The sequence below is a fragment of the Geobacter benzoatilyticus genome, from assembly GCF_017338855.1.
Classification (GTDB): Bacteria; Desulfobacterota; Desulfuromonadia; order Geobacterales; family Geobacteraceae; genus Geobacter; species Geobacter benzoatilyticus.
In genome coordinates this window covers 2200448-2222874 of record NZ_CP071382.1, presented here as the reverse complement: position 1 = coordinate 2222874, position 22427 = coordinate 2200448, and the positions used below count along the sequence as shown (strand labels likewise).

Annotated in this window: 13 protein-coding genes; 5 read left to right on the top strand and 8 right to left on the bottom strand. The window is 59.3% G+C overall.

What is annotated here, in order from left to right; translation table 11 throughout:
* Window positions 1–75: 75 nt before the first annotated feature.
* The 5 genes from JZM60_RS10415 to JZM60_RS10395 all read right to left on the bottom strand — a co-directional run bounded on the left by JZM60_RS10415 (window position 76) and on the right by JZM60_RS10395 (window position 8660).
* The gene (locus tag JZM60_RS10415; protein WP_207162344.1) at window positions 76–2754 is read right to left on the bottom strand and encodes a UPF0182 family membrane protein; all 2679 of its coding nucleotides are present in this window, start codon (window positions 2752–2754) and stop codon (window positions 76–78) included.
* Between the two features lie 80 nt (window positions 2755–2834).
* Entirely contained in the window at window positions 2835–3629 is a 795-nt protein-coding gene (gene otsB, locus JZM60_RS10410) for a trehalose-phosphatase (protein ID WP_241426220.1), read from the bottom strand.
* Window positions 3629–5878: an alpha,alpha-trehalose-phosphate synthase (UDP-forming) gene (locus JZM60_RS10405; protein ID WP_207162342.1), complete on the bottom strand. Its 2250-nt coding sequence runs from the start codon at window positions 5876–5878 to the stop codon at window positions 3629–3631. The genes otsB and JZM60_RS10405 overlap by 1 nt, the downstream gene beginning before the upstream one ends.
* Window positions 5879–5900: 22 nt before the next feature.
* Entirely contained in the window at window positions 5901–7049 is a 1149-nt protein-coding gene (locus tag JZM60_RS10400; protein WP_207162340.1) for a Na+/H+ antiporter NhaA, read from the bottom strand.
* A gap of 9 nt (window positions 7050–7058) precedes the next feature.
* Window positions 7059–8660: a TIGR00341 family protein gene (locus JZM60_RS10395; protein WP_207162338.1), complete on the bottom strand. Its 1602-nt coding sequence runs from the start codon at window positions 8658–8660 to the stop codon at window positions 7059–7061.
* Between the two features lie 878 nt (window positions 8661–9538).
* On the opposite strand from JZM60_RS10395, the gene JZM60_RS10390 reads away from it, so the two are divergent.
* The 5 genes from JZM60_RS10390 (at window position 9539) to JZM60_RS10370 (ending at window position 20051) form a co-directional block, all read left to right on the top strand.
* On the top strand, window positions 9539–9835 hold the full coding sequence (locus tag JZM60_RS10390; protein WP_207162337.1) for a LapA family protein: 297 nt from the start codon (window positions 9539–9541) through the stop codon (window positions 9833–9835).
* Window positions 9836–9908: 73 nt separating this feature from the next.
* On the top strand, window positions 9909–11750 hold the full coding sequence (treZ, locus tag JZM60_RS10385) for a malto-oligosyltrehalose trehalohydrolase (RefSeq protein WP_207162336.1): 1842 nt from the start codon (window positions 9909–9911) through the stop codon (window positions 11748–11750).
* Between the two features lie 28 nt (window positions 11751–11778).
* Complete coding sequence (locus JZM60_RS10380; protein WP_207162335.1) at window positions 11779–14787, top strand: malto-oligosyltrehalose synthase; 3009 nt, start codon at window positions 11779–11781, stop codon at window positions 14785–14787.
* Window positions 14788–14801: 14 nt separating this feature from the next.
* A complete protein-coding gene (treS, locus tag JZM60_RS10375) occupies window positions 14802–18143 on the top strand; it encodes a maltose alpha-D-glucosyltransferase (RefSeq protein ID WP_207162334.1) in 3342 nt (1113 codons plus the stop codon).
* A gap of 63 nt (window positions 18144–18206) precedes the next feature.
* Window positions 18207–20051 carry a chloride channel protein gene (locus JZM60_RS10370; RefSeq protein WP_207162330.1) on the top strand — a complete coding sequence of 615 codons (1845 nt, stop codon included), beginning with the start codon at window positions 18207–18209 and terminating at the stop codon, window positions 20049–20051.
* Window positions 20052–20114: 63 nt separating this feature from the next.
* On the opposite strand, the gene JZM60_RS10365 is transcribed toward JZM60_RS10370, so the two are convergent.
* Genes JZM60_RS10365 through rfbB form a run of 3 tightly spaced genes read right to left on the bottom strand, consistent with a single transcriptional unit; the run spans window position 20115 to window position 22423 of the window.
* Entirely contained in the window at window positions 20115–20486 is a 372-nt protein-coding gene (locus JZM60_RS10365) for a cupin domain-containing protein (RefSeq protein ID WP_207165568.1), read from the bottom strand.
* Between the two features lie 21 nt (window positions 20487–20507).
* On the bottom strand, window positions 20508–21350 hold the full coding sequence (gene rfbD, locus JZM60_RS10360) for a dTDP-4-dehydrorhamnose reductase (RefSeq protein ID WP_207165567.1): 843 nt from the start codon (window positions 21348–21350) through the stop codon (window positions 20508–20510).
* The gene (rfbB, locus tag JZM60_RS10355) at window positions 21350–22423 is read right to left on the bottom strand and encodes a dTDP-glucose 4,6-dehydratase (RefSeq protein ID WP_207162327.1); all 1074 of its coding nucleotides are present in this window, start codon (window positions 22421–22423) and stop codon (window positions 21350–21352) included. Before rfbB ends, rfbD begins: the two co-directional genes overlap by 1 nt.
* Window positions 22424–22427: the final 4 nt, after the last annotated feature.

The following is a 22427-nucleotide window of genomic DNA, read 5'->3' as shown; positions in this document are numbered from 1 at the left end:
AGTCCCGCCTGTTCACCCCCCTGCTCGCTTCCCCCTACTTGGCAGGGGGGACTAAGGGGAGTCGCGGCCTTATCGTTACCGGGCCAACTGCCTCAGAACCTGTTGAAGCTTCCGCAACTCCTCCCCATAGCCGGCCCAGTCCCCCTGCCTCTGGAGGTTCGTGGCACGTTCGAAAATCGCCATCGCCTCCCGGGCCAGTTCTGCCGACGAGCCATTTACGGCCTCTGGCGCCGCTGCTGTGGCAACGGCAGGCACCCTTCTCCCCCCGAAGATCCGCTGCAGGGCCAGCTCCAGGGTCTCCTCCATGACCACCTCGTCGCCGTAGGCGACTATGACGCGCCGGAGCTCCGGCAGCCCGGCCTTGTCCGCCGCGGCCAGAAAGAGCGGCTGCACGTAGAGAAGCGACTTCTCGATGGGAATCACCAGCATGCTTCCCCGGATGACCTGGGAACCCCGCTGGCTCCAGAGGGTCAGTTGCTGGGAGATCTGGGAATCCTGGTTGATCCGGGCGTCAATCTGTTTCGGCCCGTAGATGAGCCGGTCCCGGGGGAAAGTGTAGGCAAGCAGCTTTCCGTAGTTCTCCCCGTCGCAGCGGGCCGTAAGCCATGCCGCCAGGTTGTCCCGTTTGGAGGGGGTGAAGGGAAGAAGCAGGATATACTCCTCCCTGGTCTCTCCCGGCAGCTTCATGATGGTGTAATAGGGCTCCATCCGCTCCTCGCCCAGAACCGGCACTTCCCAGAGGTTCTCCTTGTTATAGAAGACCTTCGGATCGGTCATATGGTACGTGGCGAACATGGCGGCCTGCACCTGGAGAAGCTGGTGGGGATAGCGGATGTGCCGGCGAAGGTCCTCGGGCATGGCCGACAGGGGCTTGAAAAGTTTCGGGAATATCCGTGCGTAGACCTTGATTATGACGTCATCGGGATCGCTGATGTAGAAATCAAGAGTGCCGTCATAGGCATCCACCACTGCCTTGACGGGGTTCCTCATGTAGTTGATCCCACCAGCGAGGGGCTTTGCATAGGGAAGGCGGTCCGAGTAGGTGTAAGCGTCGATGATCCACTTGAGGGTGCCGTTGTCGGCCACCACCAGGTAGGGGTCGCCGTCGAAGCGGAGAAACGGCGCCACGGCCTTCACCCGCTCGTTGATGTTGCGGTAGTAGAGGATGCGGCTCTCGCCGGTGATGTCGGAGGAAAGGAGAATCTTTTCCGTTTTGAACAGGGCGGCGAAAAGAACCTTCCTGACCAAAGAGTCCAGGGGCACCCCACCCTTTCCTCCATAGGTGGTATTGATGTTTCCCGTGGCGGTCGGATAGCTGAACTCGGGCACCTTCGTCTTGACGATGACGTACTCGTTGGAGAGTTCGCCGTAGTAAATCTCCGGCCTCTTCACCTTAATGTCCGCCAGGCTGACGGGAGGGATGTCCTTGACGAAGAACTCGGGGAGCCCTTCCTTGCTGATTCTGCTCACGGGGCCGAACGTAAGGCCGTTGCCATGGGTGAAGATGAGCCGCTCGTTTATCCAGTTCCGGCTTGGAAGGTCGTTGTAGGAAAGCTCCCGGGGAGAGAGCATGACCTGGGAATACTGGCCGTTCACCAGGTAGCGGTCATTGTCCACGTCGAAAAACTTGTAGTAGGTCCTGATCTGCTGGAGCTGACTGTAGGTTTTGAGAAGCGGGCCATGGTCCCATAGCCTGATGTTCCTGATGGTGGCGTCGTTGCCGGCGATGTCCGCCGCAGTCAGTTTCAGGTCGGCATCGAATGGGATAGTCTCGATCTTGTCCAGATCATAGCCGAAACGGGTGAATTTGATGCTGTTCTCGATGTAGGGGGTCTCGATGGCCAGTTCATTGGGGGCGACCTTGAACTTCTGCAGCAGCACCGGATAAGCCATGATGCCTACCCCGTACACCACGGCCAGCAGCATCGGCGGCAGAAGCGCCATGCGCCGGCTGCCCTTCCAGATGCCCGTCGCCAGGATACCCCCGGCAATGGGGGTGACGGCCGCGAGTATCCGGTAGGTCAAAAGCCTGGCATTGACGTCGGCATAGCCCGCACCATGAAAGGTACTGCTGCCGGAAAGGAGAAGCCGGTAGCCTTCCAGATAAAATCCGGCCGCAGCCGTGAAGGAGAAGAGCCCCGCCAGAACCGCCAGATGCTTTCGCGCCCGCGGATCGATGGAAACGCCGCTCTCAGTCACGGCGATGCCGCCGCGCACGTAGTAGACCCCGGCGGACAGGGCGGCGACTGCCAGCACCATGAAACCGGCAAGCCCTCTGGCATACTCCAGCAGCGGCATGGTGAACAGGTAAAAGCCCAGGTCTTTCCCCATGACCGGATCATTGGTGCCGACCGTTACGCCATTCATGAAGAGCAGGACGTTCTGCCACTGCAAGGCCCCCCAGCGCCCCGCCATGAGCGCCAGGAGGACGGCGGCAAGAATGCTCAGGGGCGCGGCCAGCCTGGCCGCCTCATCCCGCTGAAGCCGGTAAAGGTTCCCCCCTTCGAAGAAAACGTTCCTGGGAGCGAAGGTGAACCGGTTCGGGTAGTGGATGTTGACCAGGGCAAAAATGAGCAGAATTGCCCCTGAGACGAGCCCGGCCCCCACCTTGGCCGCAAGGGTCGTCGTGAACACCGATGCGAATCCGGTTTCGACGAAGAAGAGCCAGTCGGTGTAGAAATTGAGGAGCGACGACAGGAAGAGAATTATCACCACCGCAACGGCAGCTATGAGCAGGAACCGGTTTTTTACCATCAATCTACTCCCTTGTTCAGCGTGGATGTCAGCGGGGCAATACCGCGGCCCTTCACGGTTCTGCCCGAAGTCATGTAATGTTACGGGGAATTTTCGCCTGGATGAGTTTCCAGAATCGCCATGATCTCATCGAGAAGCAGCCCGATTTCGGACTGTTCATGGATGAAGTGGCGGGCGGCGCTTACTTCAACCATCCCGACCCTTATGCCGAAGATTCTGTCATCCCGGAGACCGAACACATCCTCGTCCGTCACGTCATCCCCCGCGAAGAGGGCTCGGCGACATCCCAGGTGCTCCATGATGCGGAGCAGCGCCTCCCCTTTGTGAAGGGCTCCCTGCGGCACCACGTTCTCCACGAATTTGCCGGAAATCCGCCGTGGCTCCGGATCGAGACGGCTTACCGCCTCCAGGATCTTCCTGTGCGCCAGCTCCCGGTCCGGCGCGTTCCGGTAGTGGAGCGACAGGGTAGCACCTTTGTCCTCCATATAGATACCGGATCCGTCCGCATCCGGCAAGATGGCCTGCAACTGCGCTATCCAGCCGCGGCAGAGACGGATGAATTCCCGCTCCGTTGCTCCGTCGCCGGGAAGCCCCTCCGCGCCATGGTTCCCCACGAGAAAACGGGGAGAAAATCCCAGATGCGCAAGGGCATCTGCACGGGACCGGCCGGTAATAACGGCGACTGGAGCCATCCGGCCGAGACGGAGCAGCCCGTTTTTTATCCCGGAGGGTATCATGATCCCGGCGGGATCAGCAACGATGGGCGCCAGAGTGCCGTCCAGATCGAACGCGAAGAGCGTTTCACCGTCGATGGCGCCCCGGAGCTCCGCTCGTCCGGCATCACTGAACAGGTAGGTCATCGGCTCCGCAGCCATTACGATTCGCCCCCGATCCGGGCGGCCAGTTTTTGCCGCTGACGAACCCGCGCGGCATCCAGCAGCATCCGGCCGGCCCAGCGGTAAACGTTGAAGTCGCGCACCAGTGCCCGCATGCTCCGCATCCGCTCCTGCTGCTCATAATCGGGCATGGTCAGGGCACGATAGAGGGCCTCGGCGGTCTGCTCCACATGGTAAGGGTTGACGATCAGGGCCTCGTGCAGTTCATGGGCCGCGCCGGTGAACTGGCTCAGCACCAGCGCACCCCGCTCGTCGTCACGGGCAGCAACATACTCCTTGGCCACCAGGTTCATGCCGTCGTGGAGGCTGGTAACCATGCAGACATCGGCGGCACGGTAGTAGCGGTTCACCTCCTCGGGTTCGTGGTGCTGGGCCTTGAGAATGATGGCGGGGCGCCCGTCGCGGGAAAAACGGTCGTTAATCCGCTCGGACATCCCATGGACGCGGTCCTCGAAGGCACGGTACTCCTCCAGGGCCGAGCGGGTGGGGGCAGCGATCTGTACGAAGGTGAAACGCCCGGCCAGCTCCGGATGCAGTTCGAGCATCCGCTCCACCGCGGCGAACCGCTCCAGTATCCCCTTGGTGTAGTCCATCCGGTCAACCCCAACCCCGAGCAGATGTTCCGGTGGAAGTCCAAGCCCCTGGAGTATTTCGGCGCGGGTCGTTGCCACGGGTGGGAGCGCCCCCTCCCAGGGGGGGGGCCACTGGATGGAAATCGGATAGCTTTCCACCATGGTCAGTTGGCCGCGGCGGGATATGGTGGATGATTCATGCTCGATGCGGGTCTCCAGGTACCGGTCCACCGTTTCCAGGAAGTTCTTGCAGTGGTACGGCGTGTGGAAGCCGAGAATGGTGCTTCCCAGCATCCCCTTGAGCAACTCCTCCCGCCAGGGGCAGATGCCGAAAGACTCGGGATTGGGCCAGGGAATGTGCCAGAAGGTAATAATCGTGGCCTTGGGAAGCGCCCTGCGGATCATTCCCGGCAAAAGGGCAAAGTGATAGTCCTGCACCAGAACCACCGGATCGTCATTGTCAGCTTCCGCAACCACCGCATCGGCGAAGCGCTGGTTGATTTTCACGTACTGCTCCCAGTCGCTGGTGCGGAATACGGGACGCACGTGGGCAATGTGGCAAAGGGGCCAGAGCCCTTCATTGGCGAATCCGTAGTAATACCCTTGCTCCTCTTCTTTGGTGAGCCATATCCGCCGCAGGTTGTATTCGGGCTTCTGCGGCGGCACCCGGACCCGGTCATGCCTGTCCACAGTCTCGCGGTCCGCGGAGCCGCTGCCGTGGGCGATCCAGGTACCGGAACAGGCCCGCATGACCGGCTCGACGGCCGTAACCAGGCCGCTGGCGGGGCGGTTGACCTCGATATGATCATCTTTTTTGATATGGAGATAGGGCTCACGGTTTGAAACCACCAGAATCCTTTCTCCCACCAACTGCTTGTGCAGCAGTGTCCTCAGGGATTCGGGGCTCCAGGTTATGGTGGCATCATCGGCAAAGCGGCGTTCGGCATCAAGGGTGCGAAGAAGAGCGCGCAAGTCCCCCACAAGGGGCTGAAGCTCGGAATTTTGCGCCTTTTGCGGGCTAAAGGGGCGGAGAATCCCCTCTCCCCGGAGCATGGCCCGTACCCCCTCCATCCAGCCGCGCCAACTGAGGTGAGCGACAAACACGGTAATCAGCGAAACCACGATGCCGAGCACCACGAAAAAGATGATGACGTACTTCCGGGTATCGGCACTGCGGCGCTCCACAAAGCTCATATCGTGGACGAGGATCAGTGAACCTCCTGCCCCCTCTTCCGCCACCATCGGGTAAACGGAAACATGGACCGCTCCCTGGGGGAGACGAAGAAGCGTCCCCTCATCCTTATCCTTATTCTTGAAAACTATTGACGAACAATCCAGGGATTTGGGGAAGGCCGGCGTACGGTAACGCAGGGTGCCGCCTGCGTCGCAGTAGCCCAGGGCAAGGAGGCGTTCATCCTGGGTTGCCCGAAGCAGCAGGGCATTGATCCTGGAGCTGTTTCCCTCCGGCAGGAGTTGGGCAAGGGGTTCGTGCAGAGTCCGGCCGATGAGTTGCGAACGGATATCGATATCCCTTACAAACCAGCGCAGGGTGAGGTTGTCCACCAGCGGCACCACACCATAGGCAAGAATGCCAAGGGCAATAACAAGCGGGATTACAAAGCGGAGAGAGAGACGAAGTGATCGGAATTGAACCATTAAACCTCCTTTGGGTGTGGTTTTAAATCTTCCTCCTTACCCCCATGATTTTACCGGCGGCAATGGCGATAACCGCCATCGAAATGCTCAGAATGGCACCCATGCGGGCTTCATCCTGTAGCTGAGGGTCCGCAAACGCTTCGCCGGCGATGAAAAGGGATACGGTAAAGCCGATGCCGGCAATGATGCCCACCAGCAGCAGATGCCCGTAATCCATCCCTTCCGGCAGCTTGAGCCGCAACCGGTGCCCCGCCCAGGCGAACAGGAAGATGCCGAGCGTCTTGCCGAACAGGAGTGAGCCGAAAACAAGCCATGTTGCCGTGCCGAAAGATGAAAACTCCACGCCGGCGTTGGCGAGTCCGAAGAAGAAAAGGCCGAAATCCACGACCACCTTCCATTCATGCTCGAAGGCGGCCAGGGTCGAGGCATCGCGGGGATCCTCCTCGAAAAGATGCCTTGTTTCCCGCCACGGATGGGGAAGAAACGGCACAACGAAAACAAGGGAAAGCGCGGGATGGAGACCGGCGTTGTAGAGCCCGGCCCAACCGGCGCCGCCCCCCGCGATGAGATAGGGCCAGTAGTTTCTGATTCGGGAGCGCCGCAGCGCCCAGGCAATCCCCATCCCCGCCGCCACAAGAATGAGCCAGGCCGGCTCCAGGGGGTGGCTGGGGTCAGGGTAAAAAAAGGCTATTATGGCAAGGCCCACCGCATCATCCGCTATGGCCAGCAGCAACAGGAACGAGACGGCCGGGTGATTGGCGCCGAAGACAATCCGCGCCACGAGCCATGAAATGGCAATATCGGTGGCAGTCGGTATCCCCCATCCGCTCACCAAGTTAGCTGAGCCAAAAACCTGATTCAGCAGCAAATAAACCGCGACCGGACCTATAATGCCGCCGACCGTGGCTAATAACGGGCCGGCAGCCTTGCCGAGGGGGTGGAAATCGCCTCCGGGCATGCAGCTTTCCGTAATTTCCGCCGCCGCGATGGCAAAGAAAAAGACCATGAAGATATCGTTGGTAATAAAGTGGAAATTCAGGGGGCCTAGGAGTTGCTTGTAATTGAATTCATGGTAGGTTTCGGGCCAGAAGTTGGCCCAAACGAGCGCAACCACCACCCCCGCAATAAGGGGAAGGGAAAATTCCCGCAGCATGTTGAGATGTTTTTGCATCACAGATCCCTATCTCCTCAGCACTTTGAGCATGATTTTCCCGCCATGGCCGGCAGTGCCAGACGCCCTGGCAACCTTTATGTCGCCGGGAGCAATGCCGAACCGCTCAATCAGATACCCGCGAAGTACCGCGGCGTTGCGCTTGTACTCCCTGCCGGCAACGCCAATGCTATAGGTAAAGGAAGCTGGGCCGCCGGGAAGTTTCTCAATAGCCCCCAAAGCTTTGACGCTTTCAGATGAGAGTGATTCCCCCTCCATCAAGAGCGGTGGGAGAAAAGGCCGCAGGGTGATCGACAAGTCTACGGGAGCTTTAAGCTCTCGCTCAGCAAGACGCCGGAGCATTTCATGCTCTTCGGCCGACAGTGGATAATCACGACGGAGCGATATGGTGAGACCTACAGGACCCGATGATTCCGTCAATCGCAGGGACAGAGCATCCGGGCCAAACGGCGCAACAACCGGTTCCAGCTCATAGCGGAGATCCTTGAGCAACGCGGAGGAGTTGGACTCCACCAGTGCAATGGTTGGCGTCTCTTTCCGCTGGGCCGGCACGGGAACATCGCTCACCGGAAATATAGGTCGCGGTTTTGGCTCCACCCCTCCTGCCGTAACGAGAACCTGCTCCAGCTTCAGTTTAACTGGCCTTCCGAGAGCTGTTATCAACTCATTTTCCACTTTCTTTGCAGCCGGGTCCTCATAGAGTTTCACGGTATTTATTGACGCATGTATGCTGATTCCGCCGCCTTGTTCCACCTTGCTGAATCCGGTTAAGTGGGAAAGGTCCTGATGGTTCAGATGACTTTTCAGTATCCTCTCTACACGACTGTTAACCTTAACCTTGCGCAGGTCCGTCACCAAGGTATAGACAAGGGGAACAGAGATCAAAGCAAGCACCGTTCCGAGAATTATGAGACGTTTGCGGGCCGGGACCTTCTCCTCCGCAACCATTGCACTGTGAAAGTTAAACAGGTAAAAGACCAGGTCGGCGGTAAGGACGATAGCCACAAAGTTGGTAAAAAACAGGAGGAAGCCGCCGAGCCCCAACATGGGACGGCCACTCCCCAAACCAAATCCAACCACTGAAAGGGGAGGAATTACCGCAGTAGCCACCGCCACACCGGTAGCGGTAATCAAGTAATTTATCCTTGTGCAAAGGGCAACGGCACCAGCTGTGCCGGCAAGCATCGCGACAAATAGATCGTAGATATTGGGGCGAACACGGGCAAGAATCTCGGAAGTAGGCTCATTGAGAGGCGATATGAAAGCAACAAGCGTTGTCACCACAATGGTGAGAACAACACTCACGGCAATTGACCTCATCCCCTTCCGTGCAAGGGCCAAATCGCCGATGGTAAATGCGAGGCCTAAGGAGATAATCGGTCCCATGAGGGGAGAGATGAGCATGGCCCCGATAACCACCGCTACGCTATTTGTCAGAAGCCCCAGAAGCGCAATCACCCCTGCCAGCAAGAGCATCGCCAAATAACTCCCGTTGAGCTCGACGTTCGCCACCGCGTTCCGGATGATCCCCCGATGGTCGATATCGGCGGTATGCTCGGCTATATACTCGCGGAGCCGTTTTATTTTGTAGCGCAAATAGGGATTAAACATAGCCCCCTCACGGTGCAGTGCCTGCGGCAATCAAATCTGATTGACTTAAACATTAACAGCATTCCCCCCTCTCCACAACCAGACCGACCTTAGTATTCACAATGCCGGGTAAACGGAAGAAAGGGCATTGGTTGTACGAAATTTATAGCGGGATTTATACCGCACATGCGCTCACGTTGTCCCATCTGATTTAGCGGAGGGCAGATATATGGCAGCAAGGCTGCCGTCCATCTTCCTTTTGACTGAATCACCCCACGCAAGTATTTAAGGGAAAACGGTGTTGCGAGATAAACAAGGCCAATCCAGTAAAGATTGGCCTCATCGCCAACCTCCTGAAATTATCCTTGTAATGGGTGTAAGTGCTGAAAGTTTGACAAACTTGCGGGCTACGGACCGCTTCCAAATAGGGAATGCTGAGATTTTATCGGAGATAATTATAAAAGAAGAGAGCCTAGCAGGGTGGAGAGACGTCAAAGCCCCAATGCGCGAGCTTTTCCACGAAATACGGCCTTGAATGTATTTTGATCAATTTCAAATTTTTCATAGCTTATAAAACCCAAAGGCAACCGTCTTGAGCAGTCGATTCCCGTGGTTACCCCGTTATCTTTCCGGCACGTACAGCCTTTAGGGACCCCCCTGACCGACACCTTTAACCGGATGGGTCACCCTACGTTACAAACCTTCCATTGTCAAGGCCGGAGGGGAGCAAGCCAGTCACGGACCCCCGGCAGTAAAGGATTTACGCCAGTCATCACGACACCGGAACCGGCATTTTTTTGCACGCCGGCCGATTCCCTGTTAATCTTTTACCTCAAACGGCAGAATCGGAAAACCCTCGACCCAGTTCCGGAACCCCACGCCAAAAACAAGGAGGTCCAGTGAAACTTGCGCTTTTCCTTGCCATAGTCCTTACCGCCCTGGTGGTAACATTCTCCGTGCAGAACGCGCAATCGGTCCATGTGCAGTTCCTTGTCTGGTACTTCGAAGGGCCCCTTGTCGTCGTACTGCTCATGACCTTCGTCGTCGGCGCACTCACCATATACCTCGCCTCCCTCCCCCGGCGTTTCACCCGCAGTCGCGAACTTGCAGACCTCAGGCGGCAGGTGGATGAATACAACCTAAAGATCGGGCGCCTGCAATCGGATATAACCGGGGAGGGAGCACCGGAGAAATAATGAAATACCCTTTCCGATCCAGGCAGGCTGCCGGAGAAATGGAGATTTCCCCGCCAACCGGAAGGGTTGAGAAATGACCGAATGGCACATGGATATCGGGGCGACGCCGGTTGCCGGAGGAGTACGCTTCAGGGTTTGGGCTCCCTTGGCCTCTTCCGTGGATGTTGTCCGCTGCGGAGACGGGGAAAAGGAACCGTCCCCCCTCGCCCGTGCCGGCGATTACTTCCAGGGGACCATCACGGGCATGGCCGCAGGGGACCGCTACCGGTACCTGGTGGACGGCACGCTGCGGCGTCCCGATCCGGCTTCGCGGTGCCAGCCCGAGGGGGTCCACGGCCCCTCGCAGGTGGTTGATCCGGACTTTGCCTGGAGTGATGGCGGATGGCAGGGGGTAAAGCTGGAGGAGCTCATTACCTGTGAGCTCCATGTGGGGACCTTCACCCCGGAAGGAACCTTTCAAGGGGTCATGGAACGGCTCGACTACCTGTGCGAACTGGGGGTAACCGCCCTGGAGCTGATGCCGGTGGTGGAATTCCCCGGCCGCCGCAACTGGGGATATGACGGAGTATTCCCCTTTGCCCCGCACCATGCCTATGGAGGCGCAGCCGGGCTCAAGGCGCTGGTGGACGCCTGCCACTGCCGCGGGCTGTCCGTGATTCTCGACGTGGTTTACAACCATCTGGGCCCCGAGGGAAACTATCTTCACTCCTTTGCCCCTTACTTTACCAACCGCTACCGCACTCCGTGGGGCGATGCAGTCAACTTCGACGGCCCCCTAAGCGACGGGGTGCGACACTACATTATCGCCAACGCCCTCCACTGGGTAAGCGAATACCACATGGACGGCCTGCGCATCGACGCCATCCACGGCATCTACGATTTCAGCGCCCGCCACATCCTGCGGGACATCACCCAGGCAGTCAACTCCCTGGCGCGGCGTCTCGGAAGAAATGTGCACGTTATTGCAGAAAGCGAACTGAACGACGTGCGAACCATCATGCCGGCGGAATCGGGGGGGCACGGCCTCCACGCCCAGTGGTGCGACGATTTCCACCACGGGCTCATGACGTACCTAACGGGGGAACGTTGCGGGTATTTCGTTGATTTCGGCACCTTTCGCCAACTGGAGAAGGCCTTCCGGGAAGGTTTCGTATACTCGGGTGAATACTCCCGTCATCACCGGCGCCGCCACGGGAGTTCTTCGGCAGACCTGCCTCCCCGGCGGCTGGTGGTTTTCTCCCAAAACCACGATCAGGTAGGAAACCGCGCTCTGGGGGACCGCCCATCCTCCCGCCTTTCCCTGGAGCAGCTCAAGCTGGCTGCCGCGGCGGTCATCCTTTCCCCCTACCTCCCTCTCATCTTCATGGGGGAGGAATACGGCGAAACGGCTCCATTCCCCTACTTCACCAGCCACGGCGACCCGGAATTGGCAGCGGCGGTGCGGCAGGGAAGGCGCACGGAATTCGCATCCTTTGAAGTACACGGTGAAGTTCCCGATCCACAGGCGGAAGGAACCTTCATCACCGCAGGGATAGATCCGGAACGCCGCCGCCATGGGTGGCACAGGTTCATCTACGCCTTTTACCGGGAATTGATCCGGCTGCGCCGGGAGCTCCCGCAGTTGCGCGCCCCCGAGAGGGATAGGATTGAGGTTGCCGGGCTTGAAGCGGATGAAGTCATTGCCCTTTGCTATCGCCATGGGGAGAAAGAGCTCATCGCTCTCTTTGCCTTTGGCTGCACGCCCCGCGCCATCCGTCTCCCCTTCCACCACGGCGAATGCATCCGGCTCCTGGACTCTGCAGATAAAGACTGGGGGGGGCAGGGAAGCGCCTCTCCAGAACTCGTCAGACCAGGAGACGATGGCCAGAACCTCACCCTTATGCCATTCAGCGTAACGCTTTACGGCAGAGGATGATCGTCAGGTACTTTAGTTGGAGTACTACATGGATCAAACAACCCTAGCCAATGCCAGAATACCGGCAGCAACATACCGGCTGCAATTCAACGCAGCCTTCCGTTTCCAGGACGCAGAGCGCATCGTTCCCTATCTTGACGCCCTGGGAGTGAGCGACGTCTACGCTTCCCCCTTCTTCAAGGCACGGGCGGGGAGTATGCACGGCTACGACATCGTCGACCACAACCTGTTGAATCCTGAAATCGGCAGCAGTGAAGATTTCGACTCCTACTGCGAAACCCTCAGGCGCCACGGCATGGGGCAGATTCTCGATTTTGTCCCGAACCACATGTGCATTGAGGGGGGCGGGAACCCGCGCTGGCTCGACCTCTTGGAAAACGGACCCAGTTCCATCCATGGGAATTTTTTTGACGTGGACTGGTCGCCGGTCAAGAAAGAGCTGACCGACAAGGTTCTCATCCCTGTTCTCGGGGATCAGTACGGGACGGTTCTCGAAAACGGGGAACTCGTCCTCTCCTTTGAAGACGGGGCATTCTTCATACATTACTATGGGCACCGCTTCCCCATCATTCCCAAAACCTACTCCCCCGTTCTCACCCTCCGCCTTTCCGAACTGGGCCGCCTCCTTCCCCCCGATCACGAGGGGCATCAAGAACTCCTGAGCATCGTCACCGCCATCTCCCACCTCCCCTTCTACACCGAGCGCGATCCGGCATTGGTGCAGGAGCGCTACCGTGAAAAAGAGGTGATCAAGCAGCGGCTCTGGAAGCTGTGCCGCGACAATTGGGCCATCAAGGAATTCATTAATGAAAACGTCCGGATATTCAACGGCGAGAAGGGTAATCCCCGCAGCTTCGATCTGCTGGACGGGCTGCTGCGGAACCAGGTCTACCGTCTTGCCCACTGGCGCACCGCCACCGATGAAATCAACTATCGCCGTTTTTTCGACATCAACGAACTGGGCGCAATCCGGATGGAGAACCACCAGGTCTTCGAGGAGACCCACCGGCTGCTTCTGGAACTGGTGCGCGAAGGGAAGGTAACCGGGCTTCGCATCGATCACGCCGACGGACTCTATGACCCCACCGACTATTTCAGGCGGCTCCAGCGGGCCTGCTTCCTCCAGACCCGTCTTGCCTTGCTGCCTGCCGCCGCCGGCGAACAGGAAGCCCCGGATAACGAGAAGGGATTCGCCGAGGGGATCCTTGAACTCTACGACGAAATGATATCGGTCTCTCCCCAGTCCAAGCCTTTCTATATCATTTGCGAAAAAATCCTCGGCAAAAGCGAGCGGCTTCCCGAGGACTGGCGGGTTTACGGCTCAACGGGGTACGAATTTGCCAACGCCGTGACCGGCCTCCTGGTGGACACCGGCAACAGCCGTGAGTTCGACGGCATCTACGCACGGTTCATCCAGGAGCGTCCCAACTTCGCCGAGATTGCCTACCAGAAGAAGAAACAAGTGATGCGGTTCTCCATGGGTGGCGAGATAAACACCCTTGGCCATTACCTCAACACCCTGTCGGAAAGCAACCGCCACACCCGCGATTTCACTCTGGGAAGCCTCATCAAGGCCCTGACGGAAGTAATCGCCCATTTCCCCGTTTATCGAACCTACACGGCGACCCGCAAGGTGGCCGACCGTGACCGCCAGTACATCGAATATGCGGTGGCCAAGGCCAAGCGGCGCAATCCGGCTATGAGCGAATCGATCTTCACCTTCATTGAGGATGTGCTCCTGCTCCGGTTCCACGACAGCACCGGCAGGGAGGAGCAGGAGCAGTGGATCGATTTCGTCATGAAGTTCCAGCAGCTTACCGGGCCGGTCATGGCCAAAGGGCTGGAAGACACCGCCTTCTACGTTTACAACCGGCTCGTCTCCCTCAACGAGGTGGGGGGGACCCCCGAACGGTTCGGCATCCCCCTGGAGGCGTTCCACGGCCAAAACATCGAGCGGACCAAGAGCAACCCCACGGCCATGCTGACCACCTCCACCCACGACACCAAACGGAGCGAGGATGTCCGCGCCCGAATCTGCGTCCTCTCGGAAGCCCCTGCATTATGGCACGACTGTCTGAGACGCTGGAGCCGCATGAACCTGGGCCGCAAGGTTGCTGTCCATGGCGTCAGGGTGCCGGACCGTAACGAAGAATACCTCCTTTACCAGACCATCGTCGGAACCTGGCCGGCGCATGATCCTCTGGGCGCGATACAACGGCCTTTCGTGGAACGGCTCAAGGAATACACTCTCAAGGCGATGCGGGAAGCGAAAGTCAACACGAGCTGGATCAACCCTGATGCCCTTCACGAAGAAGCTGCGCTCCATTTCGTGGAAACCATCCTGCGGGACGTCCCCTCCAACAGTTTTCTAGCCGACCTGCGCAGGACTATTCCTGGCATAATCCGTTGCGGTCTGTTGAACTCCCTCTCCCAGACCCTGCTGAAAGCAGCCTCGCCGGGCATCCCCGACTTCTATCAAGGGACGGAGCTCTGGGACTTCAGTCTCGTTGATCCCGACAATCGACGGCCGGTAGACTTCGAGATCCGAGCAGCCATGCTGAAAGAACTGCAAGCGGCAGAACGGGAACGGGGCGCGCGCGCCCTGGTCCGGGAGCTTCTGGAAACCATGGATGACGGCAGAGTGAAGCTCTACCTGACCTGGAAGCTCCTCTCCCATCGCCGGGAGCACCGCACGGTTTTCGAGCTCGGCAAGTACCTTCCCCTTGAGGTTCACGGTCCACAGAGCGACAACGTCTGTGCCTTCGAGCGGTACAACGACGACAAGACGCTCATTGCCGTAGCTCCACGCTTCTTTACGCGCCTGGCGGCCCAAAGCAGGGGGCTGCTCCTCGGTGCCGACGTCTGGGAGGATACGCGGCTTGTCATCCCTTTCGAGAGCACCGGCCGCCTCTACCGCAACATCCTCACCGGCGAGCGGCTCGTGACGTCGCTGTGGGAAGGAAAGACCTCGTTTCCCCTCGCCGCGGTGCTTGCCGATTTCCCCGTCGCACTCCTGGAGACGTTTGAAGAAGAGTAAGCAAAGGAGTTCCCATGCCTCGCAGAGAACCGTTTTTCGACGACAATCCCCACTGGTACCGCGACGCCGTCATCTATCAGCTCCATGTGAAGGCCTTTGCGGATTCCGACGGCGATGGGATGGGGGACTTCCGCGGCCTCGTGGGAAAGCTCGACTATCTCCAGTCCCTGGGAATCAACGCCATCTGGATTCTCCCCTTCTACCCATCACCACTCCGTGATGACGGCTACGACATCGCCGACTACTACAGCGTAAACCCCAGCTACAACTCGCTGCGGGAGTTCCGTGAGTTTCTCCGGGCAGCACACGCCCGCCGCATACGGGTCATCACCGAACTGGTCCTTAACCACACCTCCGATCAGCATCCCTGGTTCCAGCGGGCACGGCGGGCCAAGCCGGGGTCGGCCCACCGCGATTACTACGTCTGGAGCGATACCCCTGAACGTTACCGGGAGACCCGTATAATCTTCCAGGACTTCGAAACGTCCAACTGGAGTTGGGACCCGGTGGCCAAGGCTTATTACTGGCATCGTTTCTACGCTCACCAACCGGACCTCAATTACGATAACCCAAAGGTCCAGGCAGAGATGTTTCGCGTAATCGATTACTGGCTCCGGATAGGGGTGGACGGCGTGAGGCTGGATGCCGTCCCCTACCTTTTCGAGCGTGAGGGGACCAACTGCGAAAACCTCCCCGAAACCCACGCTTTCCTGAAAAAGCTCCGGGCCCACGTGGACGCATCGTTTCCCGGCCGGATGCTCCTGGGTGAAGCCAACCAGTGGCCCGAGGACGCCATCGCCTACTTTGGGGAAGGGGACGAATGCAACATGCTCTTCCACTTTCCCCTCATGCCCCGCATGTACATGGCCATCGAGATGGAAGACCGCTTTCCCGTGGTGGACATCGTCGATCAGACCCCGTCCATCCCTGAAGGATGCCAGTGGGCCATCTTCCTGCGCAATCACGATGAGCTGACCCTGGAAATGGTGACCGACGAAGAGCGGGATTACATGTACCGGGTCTACGCCGCCGACCCGAAAGCGCGAATAAATCTGGGAATCCGGCGCCGCCTTGCGCCGCTCCTTGCCCGGGACCGGCGGAAAATCGAGTTAATGAACGCCCTCCTCTTCTCGCTCCCCGGCACCCCCATCATCTACTACGGCGACGAGATCGGCATGGGTGACAATTACTACCTGGGGGACCGCAACGGTGTCCGCACCCCCATGCAGTGGAGCCCCGACCGCAACGCAGGCTTCTCTTCCGCCAACCCCCAGCGGCTTTTCCTGCCGGTCATCATCGACCCCGAATACCACTACGAAGCGGTGAACGTGGATATCCAGGAGCGCAACCCCACGTCGCTGCTCTGGTGGATGCGGCGCATCATCGCCGTGCGGCGGCGCTTCAGGGCTTTCAGCTGTGGCAGCCTCGAAATGCTCTACCCGGCCAACCACAAAGTTCTCGCCTTTCTCCGACGGCTCGACGACGAGGTAATTCTCGTGGTGGCCAACCTCTCCCGCTTCGCCCAGGCCGCAAGCCTCGATCTGAAGGAATTCGCCGGGATCCCGCCCGAAGATCTCTTCAGCCGCAACCGTTTCCCGGTAATCCGGGAGTCCCCCTACCCCCTTACCCTTGGCCCCCACGATCATTTCTGGTTCCTCCTGCGCCGCAAGGAGATGCCGCTGGCAGAAGAGGGAGAACTGCCCCGCATCAAAATCCACGGCGGGCTACCCTGGTGGGAAAGCCTCCAACACTCCCGGGGTGACACCCACCTGGAGCGGATAGCAACCGGATACCTCAACCGCAGCGGCTGGTTCCAGGGTAAGGGTCGAGCCATCATCGGCTACACGTTGCGGGATACCGTGCTCCTGCGCCGGGATGAAAAGATTTTTCCCATTTTCTTTCTGGAGGTCCGCTACCAGGAAGGGGCGCCGGAAACCTACATGATTCCCGTTGCGCTGCTCACGGGAGCCGGGGCGAAAAGGGTTGCCGCCGAATCACCACGGGCGGCCGTGGCAATCCTTTGCGTGGGGGATGAGGAGGGGATTCTCTGCGACGCGGTCTACGACCGGGAATTCAGGGAGGCGCTCCTCGCTCTTGCCCTTGGCCGGCGCCGGCTTCACGGCAAAAGAGACAGTACCGTTGCTCCCGTTCATGCAGGAGGAGGACGCACCGAAGACGCGGGAGAACTGGAGCACCTCCTCTCGGATATCCCCAAGGCGGAGCAGAGCAACAGCATCATCACCTACGGGGACCGCCATGTCCTCAAACTCTACCGCAAGGTGGAACCGGGCCTCAACTCTGAAGTTGAAACCGCTCGATTCCTTACGGCGAATTCCCGCTACCCCAACGTTGCCCCGTTCAAGGGAAGCCTGGAACTGCGGCGCCGCGGCGCCGACCCTTGCACCATTGCCCTTCTCCAGGGCTACATCCCCAACCAGGGGGACGGGTGGCGACTCGCACTGCACCTGCTGGAGCAATACTTCGACCGAATACTTTCACGCCGCAGCGAACTCCCCCCGCCGCCCGAACGATTCCCGCACTTCATCGACGGCAGCGCCTGCGCTGTTCCGGAACCGATTGCCGATCTCATCGGAGGCTTCTACCTGGAAATGGCGGGACTTCTCGGCACACGGACCGCAGAGCTCCATCTTGCCCTGGCATCAGGAGGGAACGACCCGGCATGGCGGCCGGAAGAGTACTCGACCCTCTACCAGCGCTCCGTCTACCAGTCCATGCGCAACCAGGCCCGCCGCAGTCTCCAGCTTCTGGCCCAGTGCCGGAAGGAACTGCCGACCGAAGACCTGGAAGCCGCCGGCCGGGTGCTGGCCGCCGAGAAAGAGATCCTTTCCATACTGCGCCTCATCGTCGGAAGGCGGATAGAGGCCATGAAAATCCGCATCCACGGCAACTTCACCCTGGGCAAGGTGTTATTCACCGGCAAGGATTTCATGATCATTGACTTTGAGGGGGAGCCAGACGGGACGCTCGGAGAACGCCGCATCAAGCGCTCGCCGCTGAGGGACATTGCAGGGATGATCCGTTCCTTCCACAATGCGACTCTCACTGCCCTCGCCCGGCACGGGGCCGCGCATCCCGGGGACATTCCCCTCATGGAGCCATGGGCCAACGCCTGCTACTACCACGTGAGCTGCCGGTATCTTGCGGGGTACCTGGACCGGATGGGCACGAGCCCTCTCGTCCCGGCAGACCGCAATGATCTGGAAACCCTTCTCCGTTCGTTCCTCCTGGACAAGGCCCTCCACGAACTGGGACACACCCTCGTCCATCGACCCGGGCGGGCCTCGCTCTCCCTGCGGGGGGTCGAGACGGTGTTGGAGGAATACCGGGGAAATTAGTTATGCGAACCGCTCCACCCTGGTATATAGTATCCCTTCACCTGCCCAGCAGGTTGCCGAGCTATGGACCGCGAACCGAACCGAAAATCACCTCTTTGGACCACGCCACTGGTACTTATCCATGACCTCCACCTGCTGCGCCGGTTTGTCCGGATTCGGCGATGGATTTTCTCTCTTCTGGCCCGGATGCGGATCAGCGAGAATACGCTCATGGCGATCCTTGCCGTGGGGATCGGGCTCCTGGCGGGCTTCTGCAACTACGCCTTCCGTTCCGGGATCGACTTTTTCCACCGGATCATAATCGAGTACGGCTCCCGAATAACCGGCTATTCCCCCTACGTCTGGGACACAAGCCGCCTCTGGGCCGCGGTTTTCCCGGTTATCGGCGCCCTCATGATGCTGCCCCTCTTCGTCAGGTACAAGGAGGATATGGCCTTCGGCTTTCCCCGATTCCTGGAAACGGTCAACCTGCGGGGGGGACGCCTGCCGCTCAGGCTAATGTTCACCAGGGGGATATCATCGGCCCTCACCATAGGCTCGGGGGGTTCCGCAGGCCAGGAAGGTCCCATCGCCCAGATCGGTGGAACCGCCGGGTCAGTAATCGGGCACCTGTTGGGGATGTCGGAGCAACGGCTCAAAATCCTTATCGGCTGCGGTGTCTCCGGCGGAGTGGCAGCCACCTTCAACGCCCCCCTTGCCGGCGTTTTCTTTGCCCAGGAGATTGTTCTTCTTTCATCCTTCGAGCTCTCATCCTTCACGAGCATAGTCATCTCTTCAGGTATGGCCACCGTCGTCTCGCGGGCCATGTACGGCGATATCCCGGCCTTTGATGTTCCGGCCTACCAACTAGTCAATCCAGTCGAACTAATTTTATATGCCGTGCTCGGCATTCTGTGCGGTTGTCTCGCTGCGCTCTTCATAACCGGCTATTCAAAAACCAGGGAGTTTTTCAGCAACCTTAGCGTCCCCCCCCTCTGGAAGCCCCTGATCGGCGGATTCCTTGCCGGCTGCGTGGCGGTGCTCCTCCCCCAGGTACAGGGTAACGGTTACGAATTCATCGAAATGGCCCTGGGCAACGACCTGGGATGGCTGCTCGTCACGCTCCTCATCGTGGGGAAAATAGCCGCTACCTGTTTCACCCTCGGCTCGGGATTGCCTGGAGGGACCTTTGCCCCGTCGCTTTTCATCGGTTCAGTGACCGGCATGAGTTTCGGCTTCCTGGCAAACGTGCTTTTCCCGCTGCAAACAGCAACGCCGGGGGCTTACGCATTGGTGGGAATGGGGGCTTTTCTCGCATCGGTAACCCATGCGCCGATGACGGGAATATTCCTCCTTTTCGAGATGACCGGATCTTACAAGGTCATCGTCCCCATCATGCTCGCCTGCGCCATAGGCACCGCAGTGGCCCGGCACTTCCGCAAGGAATCCCTGGATACCGCCGACCTTGCGGACAAGGGGATCGACCTGCACACGGGGAGGGAACAGACGGTACTGGAGTCTATCAGGGTCAGGGGAGTCATGGTGCGCGATCCGGAGATTTACCCCGAAACCATGACCATCCGCCAGTTCATGGCCCGCACCCACTCATCACGCCAGGTAACCTTCCCCATCGTCACCGGGGCGGGAGAACTATGCGGCGTCGTGGCTATCCACGACTTCCTCGGGGTCGCGTTCGATCCGGAACTTCTTGACCGGGTCACTCTGGGGGAAATGGCCACCGGCGAGATACAGACCATAACCAGTGACGATTCCCTGGCCGAAGCACTTCAAATCATAGACTGCACAACTCTTGATGAACTGCCGGTTGTGGAGCCGAACAAAAAAAAGCGGGTTGTCGGTATCCTGACCCGCCTCGCCATCACCACCGCCTACAACAGGGCGATAATGGCACAGTCCCTCAGGAGCTGAAACCCGCTTTGGAATGAATTGATTGGTGGATTGCTTAGCGGAACCGGTGGAAGGAATCTGCTCTTACTCGCCGGGCAGCGGCTCAACCGCCGCCTCGCAGCGCCGATAATCGTCGTCGAAACGGACGATGTCGTCTTCTCCCAGATATTCACCGCTCTGGACCTCGATGATGACGAGGGGGATCTTGCCGGGATTCTCCAGGCGGTGGTTCTTGCCGATGGAGATGAAGGTGGACTCGTTGACGTTGACCATGTACTCGTCTTCGCCGCAGGTGACTTTAGCGGTGCCGGAGACTACTATCCAGTGCTCGCTGCGGTGATGGTGCATCTGGAGTGAAAGCCTCTGCCCCGGATTCACCTCGATCCGCTTGATCTTGTAGCCATTGCTCTCATCAAGGACGGTATATGTCCCCCAGGGGCGCTCGCCCCGTTCCATTTCCATTGTTTCTTGCTCCTTTCAGGACAGTCCGGCCTCTGACCGTCTCTCCATATATGACTTGAGCGCCTCGCGCCACCCCTCGAGCTCCAGTCCCGCATCGTGGGTCAGCTTCCCGCAGTCGAGGACCGAAAAGAGCGGCCGCCGGGCCGGACGGTTGAGTTCAGCGGTAGTCTGGGGCCTGACGGCCATCGCCACCCCGGCCTCTTCAAAAATCGCTCCGGCGAACTCGAACCAGGAGCAGGTACCCCGATTGGCGGCATGGTAGGTGCCACGACAGTTATTGTCGATCAGTTCGCTGATGGCCAGCGAGAGGTCCAAAGTCCAGGTGGGGGAGCCGATCTGATCGTCCACCACGGCGATATCCTTCCTCTCGCCGGCAAGGCGCAGCATGGTCTCCACGAAGTTTTTGCCGCCATGGCCGTAGAGCCACTGGGTCCGCACGATGAGATGCTCGGAGTTCTTCCGCGCCATCTCCTCCCCCAGGAGCTTCGACTTCCCGTAGACGCTCAAGGGGTTCACCTCGTCATCCTCCCCATAGGGAGTCCCCTTGGTGCCGTCGAAGACGTAATCGGTGCTCAGCTGCACCAGCAGCGCCCCGATTTCGCGGGTCGCAGCAGCCAGGTTGCCGACACCTTCGCCGTTCACCCGCATCGCAAGCTCTGTGTTGCTTTCGCAGCCGTCCACATCGGTATAGGCCGCGCAGTTCACCACGACCCGCGGCTTGAGGGTAAGAAGCAGCCGGCGCACCGATTCCGGAGAGGTGATGTCGATGTCCTCGATATCCACTCCCCGCACATCCCCCGGCAGCACCCGCATGAGGTCCCTGCCAAGCATCCCTTTTGCCCCGATGACCAGCAGCATCATGCCCCTCCGTACTGCTTCTCGTAGTAATCGCGATAGGCGCCGGACGTGACTTCCTCAACCCAGGCGCTGTTGGCGAGGTACCAGTCGACGGTCTCGGCAATCCCCCGTTCGAAGGTATAGGAAGGCTCCCAGCCCAGCTCCCGCTTGATCTTTGCGGCGCTGATGGCGTAACGGCGGTCGTGCCCCAGGCGGTCCTTCACAAAGGTGATGAGGCCGCGGCTCTCCCCCTTCGCCCTGCCGAGCCGTTCATCCAGCAGATCGCAGAGGAGCTGCACGATGTCGATGTTGAACCATTCGTTGTTGCCGCCGACATTGAAAACCTCGCCCGGCTTTCCACCCTTTAGTACCGTCTCGATGGCCGTGGAATGGTCCTTCACGTGGAGCCAGTCCCGGACGTTCCTGCCGTCGCCGTAGACGGGCAGAGGCTTCTTGTTCACAATATTGTGAATCATGAGCGGTATGAGCTTTTCGGGGAACTGGTAGGGGCCGTAGTTGTTGGAGCAGCGTGTGATGAAGGCGGGGAATCCGTAGGTCTCGTAGTAAGCGCGCACGATGAGGTCGGACCCCGCCTTGCTGGCCGAATAGGGAGAATTGGCGGCGATTGGGGTCTCTTCCGTGAAGTATCCGGTTTCACCGAGAGTTCCGTACACTTCGTCGGTGGAAACATGGAGGAACCGGAACCGCTCGACGGCCTTCGCATCCCAATGCCTGCGGCTCTCCTCCAGCAGCACCTGGGTGCCGAGGACGTTGGTGCGGACGAAGATCTCAGGGCCGGTGATGGAACGGTCCACATGGGACTCGGCGGCAAAGTGGACAACCGCTTCAATGCGCTCCGCGGCCAGGAGTCCGCTGACCAGCTCGGCATCGCAGATATCCCCCCGGACAAAACGGTAGCAGGGATCTTTCTCCACTCCCACGAGATTTTTCAGGTTGCCGGCGTACGTAAGGAGGTCCAGGTTGACCACCCTGCAACCGGGATTTGCCGCCATGAAGTGATTAATGAAATTGGAACCGATAAACCCGGCGCCGCCGGTGACAAGAACGGCCCGCGGAATGAATGTCTCAGCCATGACG

Excerpts from the sequence above, each read along its gene's own strand:
- JZM60_RS10415 (WP_207162344.1), bottom strand. The coding sequence starts at position 2,754 with ATGGTAAAAAACCGGTTCCTGCTCATAGCTGCCGTTGCGGTGGTGATA.
- otsB (WP_241426220.1), bottom strand. The coding sequence starts at position 3,629 with ATGGCTGCGGAGCCGATGACCTACCTGTTCAGTGATGCCGGACGAGCG.
- JZM60_RS10405 (WP_207162342.1), bottom strand. The coding sequence starts at position 5,878 with ATGGTTCAATTCCGATCACTTCGTCTCTCTCTCCGCTTTGTAATCCCG.
- JZM60_RS10400 (WP_207162340.1), bottom strand. The coding sequence starts at position 7,049 with ATGCAAAAACATCTCAACATGCTGCGGGAATTTTCCCTTCCCCTTATT.
- JZM60_RS10395 (WP_207162338.1), bottom strand. The coding sequence starts at position 8,660 with ATGTTTAATCCCTATTTGCGCTACAAAATAAAACGGCTCCGCGAGTAT.
- treZ (WP_207162336.1), top strand. The coding sequence starts at position 9,909 with ATGACCGAATGGCACATGGATATCGGGGCGACGCCGGTTGCCGGAGGA.
- JZM60_RS10380 (WP_207162335.1), top strand. The coding sequence starts at position 11,779 with ATGGATCAAACAACCCTAGCCAATGCCAGAATACCGGCAGCAACATAC.
- treS (WP_207162334.1), top strand. The coding sequence starts at position 14,802 with ATGCCTCGCAGAGAACCGTTTTTCGACGACAATCCCCACTGGTACCGC.
- JZM60_RS10370 (WP_207162330.1), top strand. The coding sequence starts at position 18,207 with ATGGACCGCGAACCGAACCGAAAATCACCTCTTTGGACCACGCCACTG.
- JZM60_RS10365 (WP_207165568.1), bottom strand. The coding sequence starts at position 20,486 with ATGGAACGGGGCGAGCGCCCCTGGGGGACATATACCGTCCTTGATGAG.
- rfbD (WP_207165567.1), bottom strand. The coding sequence starts at position 21,350 with ATGCTGCTGGTCATCGGGGCAAAAGGGATGCTTGGCAGGGACCTCATG.
- rfbB (WP_207162327.1), bottom strand. The coding sequence starts at position 22,423 with ATGGCTGAGACATTCATTCCGCGGGCCGTTCTTGTCACCGGCGGCGCC.